Below are 21,450 nucleotides of genomic sequence, written 5' to 3' on the forward strand. Positions count from 1 at the left end.
ATGACTGATCTGAATACCAAGCCCGAACTCGACGCTCCCGAGGGCCCGGCCCCCGTGGAACTGACCATTACCGACATCGTGGTGGGCGAGGGAGCCGAGGCAACCCCCGGCGCCACCGTCAACGTGCACTACCTGGGTGTCGAATACGACACCGGCGACGAGTTCGACTCCTCCTGGAGCCGCGGCCAGTCGATCAACTTCCCGCTTGGCCAGCTCATCGCCGGCTGGCAGCAGGGTATCCCCGGGATGAAGGTCGGCGGACGTCGCAAGCTCGTCGTCCCGCCGCACCTGGCCTACGGTCCCGCCGGCGGAGGACACCGTCTCTCCGGCCAGACCCTGATCTTCGTGATCGACCTGCTCGGCACCCGCTAGGCCTCACGCTGATGCACGCACGTGCGAATCGTCCCGAATCGTGGTCGATTCGCGCGTGCGTTATTCGGGGCGACTGCGCGCATCCGCTGCTGACAGCGCCCCGGGAACATCGTTCTCCACAAAACGCTACTGGGCGGAGTCGGCCTCATGATCTCAATCGATAGTGCTCGGGCCCTGGCCGACGCCGGGCTGCGCTGGCGGCCCCTGTCCGGAGACGCCTTTCGAATCGAACGCACCGGTTTCGAGAGCGATGTGTTCACGGTCAGTGACATGACGATCGAGCCGCACGAGTTCGACACGGGCACCATCCTCGGCTTCAACGGCACGACCGAGTGGGCTCTGGACTCCCTGGCCCTCGAGGATGCGCTCTGGCTTCCCCGCGAGGACCAGCTGCGCGACCTGCTGCGCACCAGCTTCCGCTCCCTGGCCCGTCTGGGCGAGGACCGCTACCGGGTCACGGTCGACCTGGCCGGCTCACCGGAAGCGTTCGACGCCGCTGACCCCGCGGACGCCTACGCAGACGCCCTCCTGCGCCTGCTCAGCCTCACCGCCGACTCTCCGGCCTGACCGGCCCCGGTGCGCCGCGGCGCACCCTGTGGAAGCCGGCGCACGTTCTACCGTGCGCCACCTTCCACAACCTGCGCCGAGGCGGGGGTGCACGTTGAACGGCTGGCCGATGGCTCCGCCCAGCTCGGCACGCTGATCAGGACGACACCGAGCCTGGGCTCGAAACACCTGCGCCTAGTATCGGTCGGGTTCCGGGCCGAGTTGGAACCGGCGGCCCGTGACCGTTGTCGGGACGATCTCAACGTAGATGTACTTCAGGGTCGGGATCAACGGGCGCAGCGGCAGCTGGTCTGCGGCCTCGATCTCGGTTTCCTTCTCGAGGACACGGGCCTCGCCGCGCACCACGACGCTCCACGCCTCGCTCCGGCCGACGCCGTCCGTCTCGAAGGCGACCCGATTGTTCACCGTGAGCTCGAGGAGTTTCGTGCCCTCGGCGGTGCGGAACAGCAGACGCTTGTCCACGGCAACGAAGTTCACCGGGTAGATGTCCGGTTCACCGGAGATGCTCAGCGCCAGTCGCCCGAAACTGGACGAGATCAGGAGATCCCAGCAGTCGTCCTCGGTGAGATTCTGAACCGGATACAGGTCGTTGGTTTCCATGACTCATAGTCCCACGCGGTCCGGGCCGGCGCGAGCAGGTGCCGGGCACCAAAAAAACGCGCCCACCTTCCCGACGGGAAGGTGGGCGCGTTTTGCGCTGTTCAGCGAACCGGTCAGTCCTGTCGGACCGGGCGCACGACGGTGCGCCGCATGGCCAGGAGCGCACCGACTCCGAGGAGCAGGAAGCCTGTGCCGACGGAGATGAGCAGTGGAGCCGAGTCGACGCCGGTCGCGGCGAGTTCGGGAGCGGCCGCGACGATGGGAGCCACCATCGGGGACGCCGTCTCCGTCTCGATCACGGTATCTGTTTCGGTCTCGGACTCGGTTGGCGTGTCGGTCTCAGTGTCGACCGGGGGGATCTCGGCCGCAGGAACGACGTTGTTGGTCAGGCGCGTGGAGCAGTCCACGGTCGCGCCGCCGCCGGTGCCTGAACCGACACACTGATTGACCTTGATCAGCGGAAGAGCGGACGTCTGGGTTGACGCGCCGACGGTGCAGTTCACCCGGTCGGTGCCGCCGCCGCCATTACCGGAGCCGTTGCACTGGACGATGGTGGCGGTGGCCAGGTTGGTGTTCTGCAGCGGGTCGCAGTCCACCGTCGGCTGGGTGCCGCCGCCGGTACCTGATTCGAGGCACTGGTTGACGGTCGCGGCGGTGGTGGTGAAGGAGCCTGTGATGTTGTTGATGATCGAGACATTGCAGATGACGTTCGAGCCACCGTTGTTGCCGGAGCCGTTGCATTGCGTGGCCGTCAGCGTGAGCTGCGGATAGGACTCGGTCAGGGTCTCGCAGGTGATCGATGGCGGAGCACCGGCGAAGCCGTGGCATTCTCTCGTGGTCACGGTCGAACTGGTCGTGTTGGCGTCCAGGTCGTAGTTGTTGGTGATGGTGATATCACACACCACAGCCTGGCCTCCGACGTTGTCGGTGCCGTTGCACTGGTTGACGTCCGGTGACGACGGCGCAGCTGAGGCGGCCATCAGGGGCGACGCGCTCAGGACGAACGCCGCGAGGAGGAGGCCCAGTGCCAACGCAATCGAGTGGTTCAATGCCGAAGGACGGAAGAAAGAACGTGAAGATTTTACAGCCGGCAGATTAGCGATGGCGAGCCCCCTTTATCAGTGCCACTCTAACAGGGGATCCTCAGGCTGATGCGACGACGGATGGTTCAGGGGGCGTCATTCACGCCTCTGACCCGGTCAATGAGTTCTTTCCAGGGCCCGCAGACCTGCTGCTCGCCGAGCACGACTTCGTGCGGGGCGCAGCGGATGCGGTAGACATACCGGTCGGGTTGCGGCGCGGTCTCGGAGACCGCGTCCCACGGCAGCCCGCCGAGAAGTTCCGCCCAGGCGGACCGGTCGGGTTGCTCGTCCACCTGGACCTCCCAGGTGGTGCGGATGCCGGCGAAGCCACCGCTTCTGGAGACGACGACCTTCATGGGGCCGATGTTACTCCGGTCGGATGCCGGGATCGACGAAGGCGCGGCCGGCGACCGGCGAACTCCCCGGTCGGGACGCGGATCGGGTGCCCCAGCCGGCACCGAGTCCGCCGCCCAGGCCGACCTCGCTCCACCCGGCGATGACCGCGTCGTGCTCGCGGGACCCGGCGCCGTAGCGCGTGACTGCAGCCCGCGAGGTTGCCCGGGCGAACCCGGCGAAGTCCACTGTGCGGGGGAGCGTGCCGGAGGTGAGCGTGTCGAACCAGATTCGGCCGGCCGTGTCCCACGCGTTGCCGCCGAGCGCGGTGGCCACGAGGTAGAACGCCCGGTTCGGGATGCCGGAGTTCAGATGAACCCCGCCGTTGTCGTCTTCGGTCTCGATGTAGCCGGACAGATGCGCCGGCTGCGGATCTTTACCGAGTACATCGTCGTTGTAGGCGGTTCCGGGCGCCTTGAGCGACCGCAACGCGACCCCCTGCACCTGATCGGTGAAGAGCCCCTCCCCGATCAGCCATCCGGCCTCGGCAGCGGACTGGCCCCGCGCGTGCTGCTCCACCAGGGACCCGAAAACGTCCGACAGGGATTCGTTGATCGCGCCGGATTGCCCCTCATAGGCAAGGTCGGCCGTGAACTGGGTGACTCCGTGCGTGAGTTCGTGCCCGATCACCGTCACCGAGGACGTGAACCGGTTGAAGACCTGGCCGTCGCCGTCGCCGAACACCATGCGTTCGCCGTCCCAGAACGCGTTGTCGTAGTTGCGGCCGTAGTGCACGGTCGCTTCCAGCGTCAGACCGCGGTCATCGATCGAGTCACGCTCGAACACGTTCCAGAAGAGGGAATGGGTGTCGCCGAGACCCTCCCAGGCCTCGGTCACCGCCGGGTCTGCCCCGGGCGGCTGCCCCTCGCGGCGTACCAGCCGGCCCGGCAGGCGCTCCAGGCTGCCGGCATCCGACACGGCCCGGTCGAGACGGCCGCGCACCGGCGCGGCGCCGCTCACGCCGGGGCGGGGCGGCGACGGATGCTTCGCCGCGCGCAGGTCGCGGATCGGCGTGTCCCGCATCAGCGACCGCCTCGCTGCCTCGGCTGCTGCTGCGAGCCGGGGATCGTCGACCCGGGCCAGCCGCACCAGGAGGTAGGGCGGCACGATCGCGCACCGGGTGGCCTTGTGCGTTGAGCCTGTCATGGATCGAGTGTGGCACCTGCCGGTGACGCGCACCACAGGAAGAGGCCGATTGGACCCGGCGAGCGGCCGACCCGGCCTGGGAAGGCCCGCGGCGGCATCCGGAACGTGGGCCGCTTGCCGCCGCGGGGGTCTGCTGTCCTCAGCTGGCGGACCGGCTGCCTGAGGAGGAAAGAATGCCGGTCGCGCATCATTAATAGCACCACCGCCTGCGGCCGAGAAGGCGTGTGCGAAGGCGCTCCGTAGACTCACAGCATGCGCTTCGGAATCGTCATTCTCCCGCAGGACTCGTGGCCCGTTGCCCGTCGCCGCTGGGAGGAGGCGGAGCGGCTCGGTTTCGATCACGCCTGGACCTACGACCATCTGTCCTGGCGGTCCCTGGCCGACCAGCCGTGGCATGCGACGATTCCGACCCTGACTGCGGCGGCGGTCGTCACCTCCCGGATCCGGCTGGGCACCTTGGTCTCGTCACCGAACTTCCGGCATCCGGTGACCTTCGCCAAGGAAATCGCCACGCTCGATGACATCGCGGGCGGGCGATTCCTGCTCGGTGTCGGATCGGGCGGGACCGGGTTCGACGCCACCGTGCTCGGCCAGCCCGAGTACACCCCGAAGCAGCGCTCGGAGCGCTTCAGGGAGTTCGTCACGCACCTCGACGCGTTGCTGCGCCACGAAGAACCGGGTGGCGGCGGCATCAGTTTCAGCGGCGAATGGGCGAGCGCGGTCGCCGCCCGCATGGTCGGCGTGCCGGCCCAGCAGCCGCGGGTTCCGTTCGTGATCGCCGCGAACGGGCCCAGGGGGCTGCGCCTCGTGGCGACGCACGGCTCCGGCTGGGTGACGACGGGAGCCGACGGGGCGGAGGGCGACGCCTGGTGGGCCTCGGTCGCCGCCCTGGCGCACCGGCTCGACGATACGGCGCTCGCCCTGGGCCGTGACCCGGCCGGAATCGACCGGTACCTGTCGCTCGACAGTGGCGGCAGCTACTCGCTGCGGAGAATGGCCGCCTTCGAGGATGCCGTCGGCCGCGCCGCTTCCCTCGGCTTCACGGATGTGATCTGCCACTGGCCGCGCAGCAGCGGCGTCTACACCGGATCGGAGGCCGTTCTGGAGCAGATGCCGGCCGCGATGCGGCGGCTGAGGACCTGAGCGGAAGCACGGGAGATACTGAGCAGCCGTCAGCTCGAAGCCCCACGGGCTGTAGTCTGGAGGATTCGCCCTCCGGCGCCCGCCTCCACTTCTGGACCCGGGTCCCGTTTTCGCTGCAGGCCTCGTGGACGAGGCGCTGACACGCTCTCCGTTCCGCACCGGCCTCTCCCTGCCGGTCGCGGACCATGCTCCCGATCCAGAAAGCACGACGTGACTGCACCACTCTCCGTACCGAACCGAACCGACGATCGACGCCCGGACCATTCCCGCCACCGCGAGCGCGGCAAGATCGTGCCGGCGCCCCGGGTCTTCTTCCCGGCCCTGATCATCATCCTGGCCATCGTTGTCATCGCCATCGTCTTCCCCACCCGCACGGGCGACACCCTTAGCCTGCTACAGGGCTGGGTCGTGGCCGGCCTGGGACCGTACTACCTGATCATCGTCGCCGGGTTCGTGGTCTTCGCGGTCTGGATGGGGATGAGCCGGTTCGGTGACATCAAACTCGGCCAGGACGACGACGTGCCCGAGTTCGGGCTCATGTCCTGGTTCTCGATGCTCTTCGCCGCCGGCATGGGCATCGGCCTCGTGTTCTGGGGCACGGCCGAACCGCTCACCCACTTCACCGACCCGAAGCCCGGCGTCACGGGCAGCAGCCAGGAACTGGCCGCGGCCGCCATGTCGCAGACGTTCCTGCACTGGGGCTTCCACGCCTGGGCCATCTACGCCGTCGTCGGACTCTCACTGGCCTACGCCATCCACCGCAAGGGACGTCCCGTCTCGATCCGCTGGGCCCTGGAACCTCTTCTCGGAGACCGGGTGCGCGGGCGCCTCGGCGACTCCATCGACGTGATCGCGATCGTCGGAACCCTCTTCGGCGTGGCCACCTCCCTCGGGCTGGGCGTCAAGCAGATCGCCGCCGGCCTGCACCACCTGGGCGTCGTGGGCGAGGTCGACAACACCCTGCTCGTGGGGCTCATCGTCGTGATCACCCTGATCGCCACGGCATCCGTCGTCAGCGGTGTGGGCAAGGGCATCAAGTGGCTCTCGAACATCAACCTCGGCATGGCCGGGCTGCTGCTCGTGGCCGTTCTGCTCCTCGGCCCCACGCTCTACCTGCTGCGCGTGTTCGTCGAATCCATCGGCGGCTACCTGCAGGGTGTCGTCGGGCTCACGTTCGACGCCGGCTCCTTCACCGGCCAGACCGGCCTCGACTGGCAGGGTGCCTGGACCGTCTTCTACTGGGGCTGGTGGATCTCGTGGGCGCCGTTCGTCGGCGTCTTCATCGCCCGGATCTCCCGCGGCCGCACGGTGCGCGAGTTCGTGGCCGGCGTGCTGCTGGTGCCCACCCTGGTGACGTTCGCGTGGTTCGCGGTGATGGGCGGCAGCGCCATCAAGCAGGCCTGGGACGGCAGCGGCGGTGGCCTGTTCGACCCGGAGGTCGGCATCATCCCCGAGAACGTGCTCTTCGACTTCCTCTCCGGACTGCCGTTCGGCGCAGTGCTCTCGGTGCTCGCCGTGATCGTGGTCGCCATCTTCTTCATCACCTCGGCCGACTCCGGATCGCTGGTCATCGACATGCTCGCCTCCGGCGGCGACACCAACCCACCCAAGTGGAGCCGCATCCTCTGGGCCGGCCTCGGCGGGCTCGTCGCCATCGCCCTCCTGCTGGCCGGCGGTCTCGCGGCACTGCAGACCGGAGCCATCCTCACGGCCATCCCGGTCAGCGTGGTGATGATCGGCATGTGCTTCGCCACCTACAAGGCCTTCCAGGAGGAGCATCAGGTGCTGGTGCGCCTCGAACGGCGCCAGCGCCGGGAAGAGCTGGCCGGACGGATCAGCAAGAAGGTCACCGACCACCTGGAGCAGAACTTCGACGACCACTTCGGCGACCAGATGGACGACCGGATCACCGCGGCCCTCTCCGATGGGGAACAGCGCCGGTGGAAGCTCTGGCGTCGCAAGCATCCGGTGGAGCACGCCCGCGCGGAATCGGACGTCGCCGAGCAGGCGAACCTGACCGAGTCGGAGCCGGTCGAGCCGGTCGAGCAGGTTGAACAGGTCGAACAGGTCGAGCCGGCGACGCGGTAGACCTTCGACGCGCGGGCCTCAGACGTCGATGCGGGAACCACGTTTGAGGCGCGGTCGGCTGCTGCTCAGGAGCCCCTGATTCCAGGGCCGTATCCCGGCGCCGGACACGTGCCTATGGTGGAGGCATGCGCGCCGCCGACACCTCACACCAGCCTCTGCAGACCCTGCTGACCGACCGACTCGGCCGGATAGCCGTGCGCTCTGCCCAGATCATCGTCGTCATCGTTCTGGCGGGCGGCGCCGTCTACGCCCTGGTCCAGGTGAAACTCGTGGTCATCCCCGTGCTGGTGGCGCTGATCCTGGCCTCGGCGCTGGCGCCGCTGGTCGGCTGGCTGCGGAAGCGCGGCCTGCCGAGGATCCTCGCGACCTGGATCACCCTGCTGGCGGGGGCGCTCATCCTCGGCGGCATCGTCACGCTCATCGTCTTCGCGGTGCGCAACCAGTGGGGTGCGCTGGTGGTGGCCGCCAGCGACGGGCTCGACGAGCTGCAGGGGCTTCTGGTGGACGGGCCGCTGGAGCTGGACTCCGAGCAGTTCAACGCGGTGCGGAACGCGATCGTGGGCTTCGTGACCAGCGCGCAATTCGGCACCGGCGCCCTCGCGGGCGTGTCCGCCGCGGTGGAACTGGTCACCGGGGCCCTGCTGGTGCTGGTGATCCTGTTCTTCTTCCTCAAGGACGGCGGCCAGATCTGGGGGTTCTTCCTCCGGTTCCTGCACGGCGGGCCGCTCGAGCGGGCACACCGGATCGGTGACGTCACCCCGACGGTGCTCGGTCAGTATGTGCGAGGGACTGCGATCATCGCCCTTTTCGACGCCGTACTGATCGGCATCGGGCTGGCCATCCTGCAGGTGCCGCTGGCCCTGCCACTGGCCGTGATCGTGTTCCTGACGGCGTTCATCCCGCTGATCGGGGCCACCGTCGCAGGCATCCTGGCCGCCCTGGTGGCCCTGGTGGCCAACGGTCCCCTCGTGGCGTTGATCGTGGTGGCCATCGTGGTCGTGGTCAACCAGATCGAGGGCGACCTGCTCAACCCGGTGGTGATGGCGGGCTCGTTGAAGCTGCATCCGCTGGTGATCCTCATCGCCCTGACCGTGGGCACCATCCTCGGCGGCATCGCCGGGGCCGTGCTCGCGGTGCCGTTCGTGGCCGTGGGCTGGGCGATGATCAAGGTCTGGGACGGCCCCGACGAGTCGATCACGAAGCGGGCCAAGTTCTCACTCCGGCACCGGCCGGTGCCTGCCTAGGGCCCGGACATCCTCGGCGCCCCTGCACGCCCCCCCAACTGCTCGCCGTCCCGGCCGGGATCGCCGCGCGGAGCTGCCGGCCGCCCCGACTCTGCTAAACTCGGTGGGTTGCCGTTTGACGGCCGCGGATCAAGAGAGCCCAGGCATTCGGCCCCGGGCACCGCGCAGTGAGAGAAAGGGGATCCCATCTATGGCACTCGAAGCTAATGCAAAGAAGGCGATCATCGAAAAGTACGCTACCCACCCAGGCGACACCGGGTCCCCCGAAGTGCAGATTGCCATGCTCACGCAGCGCATCCTGGACCTCACGGAGCACCTGAAAGAGCACAAGCACGACCACCACTCACGTCGTGGCCTGCTTCTCATGGTTGGTCAGCGCCGTCGTCTGCTCGGTTACCTGTCGGATGTCGACATCACTCGGTACCGCACGCTGATCGGCAGCCTCGGACTGCGCCGCTAAGGCACTTTTCGAAGACACCGCGATCTTCTTACAAACGGGCCGTCACCTTCAAGGTGGCGGCCCGTTTCGTATGTCCGGGAGTGGGGAACGGGAATATCCCCGGGCCCGGCGCGGTTTTCCCCAGCGATGTCTACCTCCGCGCTGAGCCTGTCCGTGCTCGATCTGATTCCCGTCCGCACCCCCCAGAGCTCCGCTCAGGCGATCGCGGCAGCCGTGCGTCTCGCCCAGAGCGCCGACCGCCTCGGCTACACCCGGTACTGGGTCGCGGAGCACCACAATATGCAGGCGGTGGCGTCGACGAACCCTCCCGTGCTGATCGGCATCCTCGCCGCGCGGACCGAACGCATCCGGGTCGGCTCCGGGGGAGTGATGCTGCCCAACCACTCGCCGCTCGTCATCGCCGAGCAGTTCGGCATCCTCGAGGCGGCCTTCCCCGGTCGCATCGACCTGGGGCTGGGCCGTGCGCCCGGCAGCGACCCGATGATCACCGCGCTGCTCCGCTCGAGCGGCGCCGTGAGCGAGGTCGACGCGTTCCCGCGCAACATCGCCGACATCGCCGCGCTGCTGCACCCCGACGGGGCTTCGCTCAGCCTCACCTCCGGCCAGGAGTACACCCTGCACGCGACGCCCGCCGCCACCGGGATGCCCGACATCTGGCTGCTGGGCTCGAGCGAGTACTCGGCCCGGCTCGCGGCCCGGCAGGGCATGCCCTACGTCTTCGCCAACCACTTCGCCGGCGACGGCACCACCCAGGCCCTCGACCTGTACCGCCGCGGGTTCACGCCCAGTGAGACCCTCGACGCACCCCGCACGATCCTCACCCTGAACGTGGCGGTCGCCGACACGAAAGCAGAGGCCCTCGCCCTCGCGCTGCCGCAGATGCAGCAGATGGCGCGCCTGCGCTCAGGCCTGCCGCTCGGACCCCTCGCCACGGTCGAGGAGGCCGCCGCCGCACCGATGACGCCGGCACTGCTCGGCATGGTCGAACGGATGGCCGCCGCCTGGATCATCGACGAGCCCGTCGGTGCTGCAACGCGCATCCGTGCCCTCGCGGCGCAGTTCGGGGCCGACGAGGTCATGCTGCAGCCGATCGCGTCCGCTCACACGGATGCGGACCCGTTCGCCTCACCGGCCCGGGAGCGCACCCTCGAACTGCTCGCCGCGGAATTGCTGACCGGGGAGCAGCTCGCCGCCTAACGGCGCGCGTGCGGGTGGGCGGTCACGCCCCGGTAGCCGGCTGTTTCCGGGCTCAGTCTTCCGGTTCCGTCATGTCGACCACGTGCGACTTGACGTGGGTCTTCAGCGCCTCGATGCCCTTGAGGGCCTCCGCCTTGGAGTGGTAGCTCTCGGAGGTTGCGATCACTTCGCCGTTGTTGGCCTTCAGCCGAAACTGGAATCCGCCGGATCGTTCTGCGTAGAGCTCGTATTTTCCACTCATGGCACACTCATTTCTTCAACATTGAAAAACATGGTCGGCAGCTAGCCGTTGGAAAAACCCTACCGCTCCCGGCACCGCGACCGGCAACTGTCGCCCGTGCGGACAACTGTTGCCCGCGTGCCGGCAACAGTTGTCCGCACGGGGAACAGATGAGTGGCAGGGCGGCGACGGTCGGGGCGGCCGGGGCACGGTGCTAGGCGGCGCCGAGCAGGCGCAGTCCGGCCGCCGCGGCCGCTCCCGCGACGACCACCACCAGGAACGGGGCCCTCAGCCAGAGCGCGATCGCCGCGGCGGCGAGGGCGCCGAGTCGGGCGTCCAGGACCAGCGTCTGCCCGGTGGAGAGGGTGTTCGCGACCGTCAGGGAGGCGAGCAGGCCGATCGTGAGCGTGCCGGCGACCCGGGCGATGCGCGCGTTGGTGAGCCACTTGCGCGGCACGAGGTAGCCGAGCAGCTTCGTGAGGAACCCGGCAGCACAGGCCACGAGGATCCAGAACCAGACGCTCACCGGGGAGCCTCCGCATCCGGTGGACCGGGCCGTTGGCCGGGCCGGTCCCGGGGATCGGGATAGGGGTCGACGTCGGGCTCGAGACCCTCACCGTCCGGCCCGTGCCGGAAGCCGAACCAGCCGATGCCGGCGGCGGCGACGGCCGCCACCAGGATGGGTACGCCCGGCGGCACGAACGGCACGGCCAGCACGGTGGCCAGGGCGCACACCACGGCGATCGCCGCCGCCTCCCGGGATCGCAGCCGCGGCCAGAGCAATCCGAGGAACGCCGCGACGGCCGCCCCGTCCAGACCCCACCGTTTCGGGTCACCGAGGGCGTCGCCGGCGAACGCCCCGATCAGGGTGAAGGCGTTCCAGAGCACGAAGATGCCCATGCCCGCCATCCAGAAACCCCGCTTCTGCTCGACGGGGTCGGTCTGCCCGGTGCTGGTGGCCAGCGATTCGTCGATTGTGACCTGGGCCGCGGCGAAGCGGCGCCAGCCCTGCGGATGCAGCAGGGCGTTCAATTGCATGCCATAGACGGCATTTCGGATGCCGAGGAGCGCCGCCGCGCCGGCAGCCGCGGCCCCGCTGCCGCCGCCGGCGATCACCCCGATGAATGCGAACTGGGAGCCCCCCGAGAACAGGAGCAGGCTCAGAACCGCGGTCTGCCAGACGTCGAGGCCCGAGGCCACCGCCAGGGCGCCGAACGAGATCCCGTAGAGCCCGGTGGCCACCGCGACCGACAGGCCGACCCTGACTCCGGGGGAGTGGCGAAGGTCGGCAGGCACCGCACAATGCTACGGGGTAGGCGCCGGTCGCGGGTCGGCGGGCGGGCCGCTGCGTAGCGCCTGACCGGCGGGGGGTCCCCGGCGGGGGCCTAATATTGAGCGGTACCCAACGGAACGGAAAACACCCAGTTATGAGCGTCTGGCGCACCAAGAGCATCGAAGCCTCCCTGGCTGACTCCCTCGAGAAGGGCCACAGCCTCAAGCGCACGCTGGGCACCTGGGACCTCATGATCATGGGGGTGGCGGTCGCCGTGGGCGCCGGTATCTTCTCGGTCGGTGCGAAGGCGGCCGGCAGCTACGCCGGGCCATCCGTCACCCTGGCGTTCCTGCTCGCCGCGATCACCTGCGCCCTCGCCATCATGTGTTACGCGGAGTTCGCGTCGGCGGTTCCCGTGGCCGGCTCGGCGTACACCTTCACCTACGCGACGCTCGGTGAACTGCTCGCCTGGATCATCGGCTGGGACCTGATCCTCGAGATGCTCACCGCCGCCGCCGTGATCGCCAAGTATTGGGGAATCTACCTCAGTGAGGTGTTCGAGCTCTGGAACTGGGATGTCCCGGCCACGATCTCGGTCTTCGGCCTGCAGGTCAGCTGGGGCGCCTTCGTGATCGTCGCCATCTTCACCACCCTTCTGGTGCTCGGCACCAAGCTCTCCGCGCGGGTCGCCAGCATCTTCACCATCCTCAAGGTCGCGATCGTGTTGTTCGTGATCGTGGTCGGCGCCTTCTTCATCAACCCGAAGAACTACACGCCGTTCATCCCCGAGGCCGTGCCGTCCACGGGCGGCGACGGCGACGTCTGGATGCAGTCGCTCTTCTCGTTCATGACCGGCGCCCAGCCGGCCCAGTACGGACTGTTCGGCCTGCTCGCCGGTGCCTCACTGGTCTTCTTCGCGTTCATCGGGTTCGACGTGGTCGCCACCAGCGCCGAAGAGGTCAAGAACCCGCAGAAGACGCTGCCGCGCGGAATCTTCGCCGGTTTGGCCATCGTCACGGTGCTCTACCTCGGTGTCAGCCTCGTGCTCACCGGAATGGTGCCGTACACGGTTCTTGCCGACGACCCCAACGCCTCGCTCGCCACGGCGTTCATCTCAGTCGGCGCCGGCTGGGCTGCTCAGGTGATCTCGGTCGGCATCCTGGTGGGGCTCACCACCGTGATCATGGTGCTGCTCCTCGGCCTGTCCCGCGTGCTCTTCGCGATGAGCCGCGACGGCCTGCTGCCGCGTGGGCTGAGCGTCACCTCATCCAAGCGCGGCACCCCCGCACGGGTGCAGATCATCTCCGGTGCCGCCGTGGCCCTGATCGCCGGGTTCACCGACGTGGGCGTGCTCGAGGAAATGATCAACATCGGCACGCTGTCCGCCTTCGTGCTGGTCAGCATCGCCGTGGTCGTGCTCCGCAAGAAGCGCCCCGACCTGCCCCGGGCCTTCAAAGTTCCGTTCTCGCCGTACCTGCCCATCCTGTCGGCGGTGCTCTGCTTCTGGCTCATGCTCAACCTCACGACGCTGACCTGGGTGCGCTTCGCGGTCTGGCTCGCGATCGGCATCGCGGTGTACTTCCTCTACGGCCGCCGCCACTCGGTGGTCGGCATCGAAGCCAAGCGCGTCTTCGACGACACCCTCCGCGAGGAGCTCATCGCCGAGGAACGGGCCGCGCTGAGCAAGTAGAGCCCCTGCATGACCCGCGAAAGCGCACAATCTGCCCCCTCAGTGTTCGGGAAGGGGCAGATTGTGCGCTTTCGCGTTCGGTGAACGGCCCCTGCGCGCGGAGAGCGCACGGGGTAGACCCCCAGCAGGGATCGGGGAGGATGGAGCCATGCTGCACCGTCACCCGCTCCTGTCCCTGATCACGCTCGCCTATCTGGCGTTCGTGGGCTGGGTGACGCTGGGGCCGCAGCCGCTCTACAGCAGCAACAACGGGCTGCTGCTGCGGGCGCTCGGGTTCTTCGCCCGGCACGACTCCACCGACTGGATCACCTACGGGCGGGTCGAATTCGCCGCCAACATCGCCATGTTCATCCCGATCGGGGTGTTCCTGCTGCTTCTGTTCGGGCGCCGGTTCTGGTGGTTGGCCATCGCCCTGGGTCTCCTGCTCACCGGCACGATCGAGTTCACCCAGCAGTTCCTGCCGACCCGGTTCCCGGATGTGCGCGATCTGGTCGCGAACGGGAGCGGCGCCGTGCTCGGGGTCGTCGCGGGTCTGGTCCTCACGGCGTTCAAGCTGGTGCGCCGTGAGGACCCCCGGACGAGGCGAGCCGCTCCGACCTACAGCCGGTAGAGGCGCGCCTCCCACGGGCGCAGGGTCGTCTGGGTGGCGGATGCGGCGGCATCCGCCCGCGCCGGGTAGTTCGCCAGAACCAGTTCCGCACCCGAGACGTCCAGCGGCAGCGGGTCGGTGAACGGGAGATCCGACGCGTTGGCGACCACGAGGAGTGTTTCCTCGCCCCGGGTGCGTGTGAAGGCGTACAGCGCCTCATGGTCGGGTTCGAGCAGGGCGAAGTCACCAAGCGCGACCACCGCGCTGTTGTGACGCAGTGCGATCAGTCGCTGGTAGAAGCGGAACACGCTCCGCTCGCTGTCGCGGTCGGCGGCCACGTTGACCGTGTCGCTGTTGGGGTTCACGGCCAGCCACGGTGTGCCGGTGGTGAAACCGGCCTGCGGGGAGGCGTCCCACTGCATGGGTGTGCGCGCGTTGTCACGGCCCATGGTCTGCACGCCGGCGAGCACGGTGCCCGGGTCGAGGTCGAACTCGTCCACCGCCTCACGGTAATGGTTGAGGGACTCGAGGTCGCGGTAGTCGTCGATGGAGTCGTACCGCACGTTGGTCATGCCGATCTCCTCGCCCTGATAGATGTAGGGCGTGCCGCGGTGCAGGTGCAGCACCAGCGCCCAGAGCGTCGCCGACTCGTAGCGCCACGAGGTGTCGTTCCCGAAACGCGACACCAGCCGGGGCTGGTCGTGGTTGTTCAGGTAGAGGCTGTTCCAGCCGGTGGCGGCGAGGCCCTCCTGCCAACGGGACAGGCTCTTCTTCAGCGCCGGCAGGCTGCGCGGGAGCACGTCGAACTTGTGCTCGCCCTGGTCGAGGCCGACATGCTCGAACTGGAATATCATGTCGACTTCACGCCGGGCCGGGTCGGTGAACAGCAGGGCGTCATCGGTGCTCACGCCGGGCATCTCGCCGACGGTGAGGTGCCGGCCCGTGCGCCCGTCGAACACCTCCCGGTGCATCTCCTGCAGGAAATCGTGGATCTGCGCCCCCATCGGCGAGCCGCCGCCGGTGGCCGGGGCCGGCCCGTCGATCAGCTCGACCTGCTTGGCGATGAAGTTGATCACGTCCATCCGGAAGCCGTCGACGCCGCGGTCCAACCACCAGTTCATCATCGAGTAGACGGCCTGGCGCACCTCGGGGTTCTCCCAGTTGAGGTCGGGCTGCTGCTTCGCGAACAGGTGCAGGTAGTACTCGTCGGTGGCCGGATCGAGGGTCCAGGCCGGGCCGCTGAAGGCGCTGCCCCAGCCGTTCGGCGGTCCGCCGTCGGCCTGCGGCTTCCGCCACCAGTACCAGTCGCGCTTCGGGTTCGTCAGCGACGAGCGTGACTCCTGGAACCAGGCGTGCTCGTCGCTGGTGTGGTTGACCACCAGGTCCATCACGATCTTGATTCCGCGCTCGTGGGCCTCGGCCAGCAGCAGGTCGAATTCCGCCAGGCTGCCGAAGACGGGTTCGATGTCCTGGTAGTCGCTGATGTCATAGCCGTTGTCATGCTGCGGCGACGGGTAGACGGGGGAGAGCCAGACCGCGTCGACGCCCAGCTCGGCGAGGTAGTCGAGCTTCGAACGGATGCCGCCGAGGTCGCCGATCCCGTCGCCGTCGGAGTCCGCGAAGCTGCGCGGGTACACCTGGTAGACGACGGCGCTGGTCCACCAGGGGGCTCCGGTTTCGGGGGTGGACTCGGGGGCGTTCGGGTCGGCCGTCGGTGCGGTGGTTGTCATTTGATCGATCCTCTCATCACGCCGGAGATGACCCAGCGCTGGGCAAAAATGTACACAATCAGAAGCGGGGCCATGGCCATCAGGTACGACGCGAACGCAGCCGAGTAGTTGGTGTTGAACTGGCCCTGGAACACGAACTGGGAGAGCTGCAGGGTGCGCGCCGCCGGGTCCGAGAGCACGACGAGCGGCAGGATGAAGTCGTTCCACGCCCAGACACAGGTGAGGATGCCGACGGTTGCGTTCATCGGGGTCAGCAGCGGGAAGATGATCTGCCAGTACACCCGCCACGTCGTCGCCCCGTCGGTGTAGGCCGCCTCCTCGAGCTCGATCGGGATCGACTTGATGAACGCGACGTAGATGAAAACGTTGAGCGAGAGCCCGAACACGGCGTAGAGCAGGATCAGTCCGACCTGGTTGTCGAGGCCGAACAGAGCCGTCTCTTTCACGACCGGGAGCATGATGATCGGGAACGGAATGAAGATGGCGGACAGCAGGTAGAAGTAGACACCCTTGAAGAACGGCTTGTGTAAATTGCGGGCGATGGCATAGGCCACCAGCGAGTTCGTCAGCAGGGTGAGCACGACGGCGCCGACGGTGATCAGGGCCGTGTTCACCAAGGCCTGCGGGAACCTGGTCAGCGTCCAGGCGTCGACGAAGTTCTGCCAGTGGAAACTGGTGGGCAGCTCGAATCCGGTGCCGCCGAGCTGGTCGGGGGTCTTCAGCGCGGTGACCACGGCGAAGTAGAGCGGCACCAGAACGGTGATCGCGCAGACCGCGATCAGCGCGGTGGCCCACCAGTTGATCCGGGCACGGTTGCCGTTGATGCGCCGGATCGCGCGCGGGTCCCGGGCGGGTCTGGGGGACGCAGGTTCGACCGTCGCGGGGGCGTCGATGGTGATAGCCATTAGAAGTCGGCCTCCTTGCGCTGAAGAACTCGGAACTGAAGAAACGAGACGAGCATGATGACGACGACGAAGAGCACCGCGTTGGCGGACTGATAGGCGAACTCGCCGCCCTGGAAGCCGCCCCGGAAGATGAGCAGGGTGATCGATTCGGTCGAGGTTCCCGGCCCACCGGCGGTGAGGGCGACGATGTGGTCGAAGGTTTGCAGGAATCCCTTCAGGCTCAGCACCATGTTGATGGTGAAGAAGGCGCTGATCATGGGGAAGGTGATCGACCGGAACTGCCTTCTCGGCGTGGCGCCGTCGATCGCGGATGCCTCGTAGAGCTCCTGAGGGATCGTCTGCAGTCCGGCCAGGTAGAGGATGATCGCGAACGCGCAGGCCTGCCAGACCGCCAGGGCGACGATGGCTGTCCACGCCCAGTCCGGGTTGGTCAGGATGTTGTCACGGAACACCGGGATGCCGGACAGGATCCGGGGGAGCGAGTTGGCGAAGAAATACTGGAAGACGTAGCCGACGACCAGGATCGCCAGCACGTAGGGGATGAAGAAGATGCCGCGGAAGGTGGACTGGAACGCGATCTTGGCGTTGAGCCCGACCGCGATCGCCAGCGAGATCACATTGGTGAGGATGGTGGCGACGATGGCGAAGCCGAAGGTGAAGCCGTAGGCCTTCAGTACCCGGTCGTCCTGGAACAGGGCGATGAAGTTGCCGAACCCGACGAAGTCCCAGGAACCGAAGCCGGCGTAGTTGGTGAAGGAGAAGAAGATGCCGATGAGCACCGGGACGGTGTGCAGCAGCGCGAAGACGGCGACCGCGGGGACGACCATCCAGTAGAAGGCGCGCGGGGTGGCTCCGACGCGTCGCCGCACGCGGCTCGACCCCGTCGTTCGGGGTGCGCGCTCCGGCCGGGGCCGGGTCAGGACGGGAGTAGCCATCGTTAGTCTCCGCTTCGTGTCGAGGTGGTGCGTGATGCGACCTTGCGCCACTCGTTGTCGAGGGTGGCCAGCGCTTTCGCGCTGTTCTGGTCGGTCAGGTACTGCTGAACGATCGGCCCGAGCGGGATGCTCGCCGGGATCTGGTGATCGATGAAGCCGGTGATCCGGCCGGTCTGGAAGTACGGCTGCAGTTCCGCCAGGGCCGGGTTGGTGTTCTCTGCGGCGTCCCGGGCCGTCGAGAACATGTTCTGGGAGGCTGCGAAGGAGTTGAGCACCTCCTTCTGGAAGAGGAAGTCCACGAACAGCCGCGACTCGGCGAGGTGCGGGGTGTCGCGGCCGATGGCGATGGCCACGTCGACGCCGGAGACGAGCTTGATGTCGGCCGGGTCATCCGTCACCGGGTACGGGAAACCGCCGACGCTGATGTCGGGGTTGTTGGCCAGGATCGGGCTGAGGGCCCAGATCCCCTGCATCAGCATCGCCGATTCACCATTCGCGAAGGCCAGGTTGCCGTCTTCGTAGGTGCGGCCGAGGTAGCCGTCCTGCGCGTAGGAGTACAGCGTCTGCAGCTTCTGCAGCGTTTCGTCGTAGTTCTTCGCGAACGAGACGGCGGAGTCGGGACCGACCTCCGCACCCTCCGCACGGAGGTCGGGGAAGAAATCGTCGCCGCCGAGTTGGGCGCCGATACCGTTCAGGGAGGATTGGATCGTCCACGCGTCGGCCGCGGTGCCGTAGAACGGGGCGATTCCGGCCGCCTGGAGGGTGTCGCAGGCGGCGATCAGCTCGTCCCAGGTGGTGGGGATCGCGATGCCCTGCGCGGCGAAGATCTCGCGGTTGTACAGCACGCCGTTGCCGTTGTTCACGAAGCCGAGGGCGTTCACCTCGTTCTCGTAGGTGCCGAGGGCGCCGACGATGTCCTGCACGGCCGGGTTGATCTGGTCGAGAACGGGGTCGCCGGTGAAATCGTGGAAGACGCCGGCCCGGGCGAGCTGGCCGAAGTTGCCCGATCCGTTCAGGCTGATCACATCCGGCACCTTGTTCTTGACGAGCAGGGTGCGGATGGCGGTGTCCGCGTCGGGGACGGCGTTCTGCGTCACCCGGATGCCGGGGTTCTCGGCCTCGAAATCGGCGATGATGCCGTCGAAGTCAGCAATGGCCTCGGACTTGAACTGGAAAAAATCGAGGGTGACGACGTCGCTCCCGCTCGGGGCGCAGCCGCTGAGCGCGCCGAGGCCGAGAGCGCCGACCAGGACGAGTGCCATGGATCGCCGCAGCGTCCGCAGCCTCCTCGGCCGATGCCGTCGCCGGGAGGGTGCCTGGTACGTCGTCGTATCCGTCATTGCGGGGCTCCTTAGGCCGTCAAATCACTACCGAATCTTTCTACGGCAAAAAGAATAGGACGTCAACTTCTGGAATCGGTGACGCTGTGGGGTGGAAATTCCGTGGGAGGCCGCAGATTCATGCCATCATGGAACAAATGGCACCTCAGGAGCGGATATGACCACGGATGCACCGTCGACGGCGAGTGAGACCGCCCGGGAACTCGCGCGCGCGGTCCTCATCCACGGCCCGATCTCCCGCGGCGACCTCGGTCGTCGCCTGGGTCTGTCGCCGGCCAGCCTCACCCGGCTGAGCAAGCCGTTCCTCGACCATGGACTGTTCGTCGAGGGCAGCGAAGACCATGACGGAACCGTCGGGCGCCCGGCCCGGCCGCTGGACGTGCGGGTGGATGCCAGCCGGTTCGTCGGCGTGAAGCTCACCGGTGACGACGTCTTCGGAGTGCTCACCGACCTGCGCGCCAACGAGCTGCACTCGGCCCGGCGGCGGCTCGCCGACCACACGATCGAACATGTCGTGGCCAGGATCGAGGAGGTCGTGCGCGAGCTCGGCGGACCGGACGGGCTGTCTGCGCTCGGCGTCTGCGTGGGCGGGCACGTCGCCGACGCTCGAGTCGTGACCCAGGCACCCTTTCTGGGTTGGCACGACGTCGACCTGGCGTCCACGCTCGAACGGCTGCTCGGGCTGCCGGTCACGATCGAGAACGACGTCGTCGCGCTCACCTCCGCCGAACAGTGGTTCGGGATGGTCCGGGGTACGCCGACCTTCGCGGTTCTGACCATCGGTGTCGGCGTCGGCTACGGGCTGGTGGTCGACGACCGGGTGATCGTGACGGTCGACAGCGGCCTGGGTCTCGCCGGGCACATCCCGCTCGACCCGAACGGGCCGCTCTGCCCCGAAGGGCACCGCGGCTGCTCGCGGGCCATGCTGACGAGTCAGAGCGTGTCCGCCCAGGTCAGCGTCGCCCTCGGCCGCGAGGTCGACTACGACGAGGTGCTTCGGCTCGCGGCGGAGGGGAACCGGGCTGCGGCATCCGTCGTCACCGCCACCGGACGCGCCCTGGGCCGGTTGATCGCGGTGATCGCCAACATCGGGATGCTCGACACGATCGTGCTCTCCGGCGAGGGGATCGGCCTGTGGGCTCTGGCATCCGACGACGTCATCGTCGCCGCCCGAGCCGACCGCGACCCGGCCGCGACGGCGCTGACCATCGTCGTCGACGACGGTGGGGTCTCCTCATGGGCCCGCGGGGCAGCGGCCGTGGCCATCCAGCACTCGTTCGGCCGTCTGCCTGCCCCTGCCAGCGAATAGAATCGTCTGTGCGCGCCGCGCGAGTGGGAGGCTGCACATGCAATTCGGGATCTTCACCGTGGGTGACCTCACGGCCAACCCCACGACCGGTCACACCCCCACCGAGCATGAGCGCATCACGGCCATGGTCGCCATCGCCCGGAAGGCGGAAGAGGTCGGCCTCGACGTCTTCGCCGCCGGCGAGCACCACAATCCGCCTTTCGTGCCCTCCTCGCCCACGACGTTGCTCGGCTATATCGCGGCGAAGACCGAGCGGATCATCCTCTCCACGGCGACGACGCTGATCACGACCAACGACCCGGTGAAGATCGCCGAAGACTTCGCCATGCTGCAGCACCTCTCCGGCGGCCGGGTCGACCTGATGCTCGGCCGCGGCAACACCGGCCCGGTCTACCCGTGGTTCGGCCAGGATCTCCGCCAGGGCATCCCTCTGGCGCTGGAGAACTACGCCCTGTTGCGCCGGCTGTGGCGCGAGGACGTCGTGGACTGGGAGGGCCAGTTCCGCACTTCGCTGCAGGGGTTCCAGTCGACGCCGCGCCCGCTCGACGGCGTGCCGCCCTTCGTCTGGCACGGCAGCATCCGCAGCCCGGAAATCGCCGAGCAGGCCGCCTTCTACGGAGACGGGTTCTTCGCCAACAACATCTTCTGGCCCCGGGAGCATTACCTCAAGCTGATCAGCCTCTACCGGGCCCGGTTCGAGCACTACGGACACGGCCGCGCCGACCAGGCGATCGTGGGTCTGGGCGGACAGGTGTTCATGCGCACGAATTCGCAGGACGCCGTGGACGAATTCCGGCCCTACTTCGACAATGCCCCGGTCTACGGCCACGGCCCGAGCCTCGAGGACTTCACCGAGCAGACCCCGCTGACCGTCGGCAGCCCGCAGCAGATCATCGACCGCTACGCCGGCATGCGCGACTACTTCGGCGACTACCAGCGCCAGCTGTTCCTGATGGACCACGCCGGACTGCCGCTGAAGACCGTGCTCGAGCAGCTCGACATCCTCGGCGGCGAGGTGGTGCCCGTGCTCCGCCGCGAACTGGCCGCGAACCGGCCCGCCCACGTTCCCGACGCGCCAACGCACGCCTCCCTGAAGGCCGCCGCCGTGACCGGACGGCTTGCGGCATCCGTCGCCCGGCCCTGACCTGTCCCGTGGAAGCAGACACC

At 67.9% G+C, this 21,450-nt stretch carries 22 protein-coding genes; 11 read left to right on the top strand and 11 right to left on the bottom strand.

Annotation, left to right across the window (positions count from 1 at the left end; translation table 11 throughout):
- Together AC0J5J_RS14745 and AC0J5J_RS14750 are read left to right on the top strand one after the other, a co-directional pair.
- Positions 1–372 (top strand): FKBP-type peptidyl-prolyl cis-trans isomerase, encoded by a 372-nt coding sequence (locus AC0J5J_RS14745; protein WP_198414267.1) that lies wholly within the window; start codon positions 1–3, stop codon positions 370–372.
- Positions 373–519: 147 nt separating this feature from the next.
- Positions 520–939, top strand: a complete 420-nt coding sequence (locus AC0J5J_RS14750; protein WP_474898681.1) for a hypothetical protein — start codon at positions 520–522, stop codon at positions 937–939.
- A 174-nt stretch (positions 940–1,113) separates the two neighbouring features.
- Here AC0J5J_RS14750 and AC0J5J_RS14755 read toward each other — a convergent pair whose 3' ends face one another.
- The 4 genes from AC0J5J_RS14755 to AC0J5J_RS14770 all read right to left on the bottom strand — a co-directional run bounded on the left by AC0J5J_RS14755 (position 1,114) and on the right by AC0J5J_RS14770 (position 4,160).
- Positions 1,114–1,539, bottom strand: coding sequence for a pyridoxamine 5'-phosphate oxidase family protein (locus AC0J5J_RS14755; RefSeq protein ID WP_134425682.1), 426 nt, complete (start codon positions 1,537–1,539; stop codon positions 1,114–1,116).
- Positions 1,540–1,652: 113 nt separating this feature from the next.
- The gene (locus AC0J5J_RS14760) at positions 1,653–2,588 is read right to left on the bottom strand and encodes a hypothetical protein (protein ID WP_474898683.1); all 936 of its coding nucleotides are present in this window, start codon (positions 2,586–2,588) and stop codon (positions 1,653–1,655) included.
- Between the two features lie 119 nt (positions 2,589–2,707).
- A complete protein-coding gene (locus tag AC0J5J_RS14765) occupies positions 2,708–2,977 on the bottom strand; it encodes a protealysin inhibitor emfourin (protein WP_474898685.1) in 270 nt (89 codons plus the stop codon).
- A 10-nt stretch (positions 2,978–2,987) separates the two neighbouring features.
- Entirely contained in the window at positions 2,988–4,160 is a 1,173-nt protein-coding gene (locus AC0J5J_RS14770) for a M4 family metallopeptidase (protein ID WP_134425679.1), read from the bottom strand.
- A 252-nt stretch (positions 4,161–4,412) separates the two neighbouring features.
- On the opposite strand from AC0J5J_RS14770, the gene AC0J5J_RS14775 reads away from it, so the two are divergent.
- From AC0J5J_RS14775 to AC0J5J_RS14795, 5 genes are all read left to right on the top strand, one after another.
- On the top strand, positions 4,413–5,303 hold the full coding sequence (locus AC0J5J_RS14775; protein WP_474898686.1) for an LLM class flavin-dependent oxidoreductase: 891 nt from the start codon (positions 4,413–4,415) through the stop codon (positions 5,301–5,303).
- 210 nt (positions 5,304–5,513) lie between these two features.
- A complete protein-coding gene (locus AC0J5J_RS14780) occupies positions 5,514–7,391 on the top strand; it encodes a BCCT family transporter (RefSeq protein WP_474898688.1) in 1,878 nt (625 codons plus the stop codon).
- Positions 7,392–7,516: 125 nt separating this feature from the next.
- Entirely contained in the window at positions 7,517–8,635 is a 1,119-nt protein-coding gene (locus AC0J5J_RS14785; protein ID WP_134425676.1) for an AI-2E family transporter, read from the top strand.
- 190 nt (positions 8,636–8,825) lie between these two features.
- Positions 8,826–9,095, top strand: a complete 270-nt coding sequence (gene rpsO / locus AC0J5J_RS14790) for a 30S ribosomal protein S15 (RefSeq protein WP_104101100.1) — start codon at positions 8,826–8,828, stop codon at positions 9,093–9,095.
- A 126-nt stretch (positions 9,096–9,221) separates the two neighbouring features.
- The gene (locus tag AC0J5J_RS14795; RefSeq protein WP_474898690.1) at positions 9,222–10,292 is read left to right on the top strand and encodes an LLM class flavin-dependent oxidoreductase; all 1,071 of its coding nucleotides are present in this window, start codon (positions 9,222–9,224) and stop codon (positions 10,290–10,292) included.
- Positions 10,293–10,344: 52 nt separating this feature from the next.
- Here AC0J5J_RS14795 and AC0J5J_RS14800 read toward each other — a convergent pair whose 3' ends face one another.
- The 3 genes from AC0J5J_RS14800 to AC0J5J_RS14810 all read right to left on the bottom strand — a co-directional run bounded on the left by AC0J5J_RS14800 (position 10,345) and on the right by AC0J5J_RS14810 (position 11,808).
- A complete protein-coding gene (locus tag AC0J5J_RS14800) occupies positions 10,345–10,533 on the bottom strand; it encodes a YegP family protein (protein ID WP_134425674.1) in 189 nt (62 codons plus the stop codon).
- A gap of 193 nt (positions 10,534–10,726) precedes the next feature.
- On the bottom strand, positions 10,727–11,038 hold the full coding sequence (locus tag AC0J5J_RS14805; RefSeq protein ID WP_134425673.1) for an AzlD domain-containing protein: 312 nt from the start codon (positions 11,036–11,038) through the stop codon (positions 10,727–10,729).
- Complete coding sequence (locus tag AC0J5J_RS14810) at positions 11,035–11,808, bottom strand: AzlC family ABC transporter permease (RefSeq protein ID WP_474898692.1); 774 nt, start codon at positions 11,806–11,808, stop codon at positions 11,035–11,037. Before AC0J5J_RS14810 ends, AC0J5J_RS14805 begins: the two co-directional genes overlap by 4 nt.
- 131 nt (positions 11,809–11,939) lie before the next feature.
- Here AC0J5J_RS14810 and AC0J5J_RS14815 point away from each other — a divergent pair, with 131 nt between their 5' ends.
- Positions 11,940–13,475, top strand: coding sequence for an amino acid permease (locus AC0J5J_RS14815; protein ID WP_134425671.1), 1,536 nt, complete (start codon positions 11,940–11,942; stop codon positions 13,473–13,475).
- Between the two features lie 148 nt (positions 13,476–13,623).
- Positions 13,624–14,085 (top strand): VanZ family protein, encoded by a 462-nt coding sequence (locus AC0J5J_RS14820; RefSeq protein WP_474898694.1) that lies wholly within the window; start codon positions 13,624–13,626, stop codon positions 14,083–14,085.
- Here AC0J5J_RS14820 and AC0J5J_RS14825 read toward each other — a convergent pair.
- From AC0J5J_RS14825 to AC0J5J_RS14840, 4 genes are read right to left on the bottom strand one after another with little or no spacing between them, the layout of a single operon-like run.
- The gene (locus AC0J5J_RS14825) at positions 14,073–15,794 is read right to left on the bottom strand and encodes a glycoside hydrolase family 13 protein (protein WP_474898696.1); all 1,722 of its coding nucleotides are present in this window, start codon (positions 15,792–15,794) and stop codon (positions 14,073–14,075) included. The genes AC0J5J_RS14820 and AC0J5J_RS14825 overlap by 13 nt on opposite strands.
- Positions 15,791–16,699, bottom strand: coding sequence for a carbohydrate ABC transporter permease (locus AC0J5J_RS14830; protein WP_474898698.1), 909 nt, complete (start codon positions 16,697–16,699; stop codon positions 15,791–15,793). The genes AC0J5J_RS14825 and AC0J5J_RS14830 overlap by 4 nt, the downstream gene beginning before the upstream one ends.
- Positions 16,699–17,634 carry a carbohydrate ABC transporter permease gene (locus tag AC0J5J_RS14835; RefSeq protein ID WP_474898700.1) on the bottom strand — a complete coding sequence of 312 codons (936 nt, stop codon included), beginning with the start codon at positions 17,632–17,634 and terminating at the stop codon, positions 16,699–16,701. The genes AC0J5J_RS14830 and AC0J5J_RS14835 overlap by 1 nt, the downstream gene beginning before the upstream one ends.
- Before the next feature lie 2 nt (positions 17,635–17,636).
- Positions 17,637–18,896, bottom strand: coding sequence for an ABC transporter substrate-binding protein (locus AC0J5J_RS14840; RefSeq protein WP_474898702.1), 1,260 nt, complete (start codon positions 18,894–18,896; stop codon positions 17,637–17,639).
- Positions 18,897–19,131: 235 nt separating this feature from the next.
- On the opposite strand from AC0J5J_RS14840, the gene AC0J5J_RS14845 reads away from it, so the two are divergent.
- Positions 19,132–20,283, top strand: coding sequence for an ROK family protein (locus AC0J5J_RS14845; protein WP_474898704.1), 1,152 nt, complete (start codon positions 19,132–19,134; stop codon positions 20,281–20,283).
- Positions 20,284–20,320: 37 nt separating this feature from the next.
- Entirely contained in the window at positions 20,321–21,427 is a 1,107-nt protein-coding gene (locus AC0J5J_RS14850; RefSeq protein WP_474898706.1) for an LLM class flavin-dependent oxidoreductase, read from the top strand.
- The last annotated feature ends 23 nt before the right edge of the window (positions 21,428–21,450 follow it).

It is taken from the genome of Cryobacterium sp. TS_SC_7 (genome assembly GCF_056156285.1).

Bases quoted from the DNA above. Each gene is read 5' to 3' on its own strand.
- AC0J5J_RS14820 (WP_474898694.1), top strand. From the start codon at position 13,624: ATGCTGCACCGTCACCCGCTCCTGTCCCTGATCACGCTCGCCTATCTG.
- AC0J5J_RS14850 (WP_474898706.1), top strand. From the start codon at position 20,321: ATGCAATTCGGGATCTTCACCGTGGGTGACCTCACGGCCAACCCCACG.
- AC0J5J_RS14835 (WP_474898700.1), bottom strand. From the start codon at position 17,634: ATGGCTACTCCCGTCCTGACCCGGCCCCGGCCGGAGCGCGCACCCCGA.
- AC0J5J_RS14845 (WP_474898704.1), top strand. From the start codon at position 19,132: ATGACCACGGATGCACCGTCGACGGCGAGTGAGACCGCCCGGGAACTC.
- AC0J5J_RS14765 (WP_474898685.1), bottom strand. From the start codon at position 2,977: ATGAAGGTCGTCGTCTCCAGAAGCGGTGGCTTCGCCGGCATCCGCACC.
- rpsO (WP_104101100.1), top strand. From the start codon at position 8,826: ATGGCACTCGAAGCTAATGCAAAGAAGGCGATCATCGAAAAGTACGCT.
- AC0J5J_RS14830 (WP_474898698.1), bottom strand. From the start codon at position 16,699: ATGGCTATCACCATCGACGCCCCCGCGACGGTCGAACCTGCGTCCCCC.
- AC0J5J_RS14775 (WP_474898686.1), top strand. From the start codon at position 4,413: ATGCGCTTCGGAATCGTCATTCTCCCGCAGGACTCGTGGCCCGTTGCC.
- AC0J5J_RS14800 (WP_134425674.1), bottom strand. From the start codon at position 10,533: ATGAGTGGAAAATACGAGCTCTACGCAGAACGATCCGGCGGATTCCAG.
- AC0J5J_RS14785 (WP_134425676.1), top strand. From the start codon at position 7,517: ATGCGCGCCGCCGACACCTCACACCAGCCTCTGCAGACCCTGCTGACC.
- AC0J5J_RS14745 (WP_198414267.1), top strand. From the start codon at position 1: ATGACTGATCTGAATACCAAGCCCGAACTCGACGCTCCCGAGGGCCCG.
- AC0J5J_RS14750 (WP_474898681.1), top strand. From the start codon at position 520: ATGATCTCAATCGATAGTGCTCGGGCCCTGGCCGACGCCGGGCTGCGC.
- AC0J5J_RS14815 (WP_134425671.1), top strand. From the start codon at position 11,940: ATGAGCGTCTGGCGCACCAAGAGCATCGAAGCCTCCCTGGCTGACTCC.
- AC0J5J_RS14755 (WP_134425682.1), bottom strand. From the start codon at position 1,539: ATGGAAACCAACGACCTGTATCCGGTTCAGAATCTCACCGAGGACGAC.
- AC0J5J_RS14840 (WP_474898702.1), bottom strand. From the start codon at position 18,896: ATGGCACTCGTCCTGGTCGGCGCTCTCGGCCTCGGCGCGCTCAGCGGC.
- AC0J5J_RS14770 (WP_134425679.1), bottom strand. From the start codon at position 4,160: ATGACAGGCTCAACGCACAAGGCCACCCGGTGCGCGATCGTGCCGCCC.
- AC0J5J_RS14795 (WP_474898690.1), top strand. From the start codon at position 9,222: ATGTCTACCTCCGCGCTGAGCCTGTCCGTGCTCGATCTGATTCCCGTC.
- AC0J5J_RS14825 (WP_474898696.1), bottom strand. From the start codon at position 15,794: ATGACAACCACCGCACCGACGGCCGACCCGAACGCCCCCGAGTCCACC.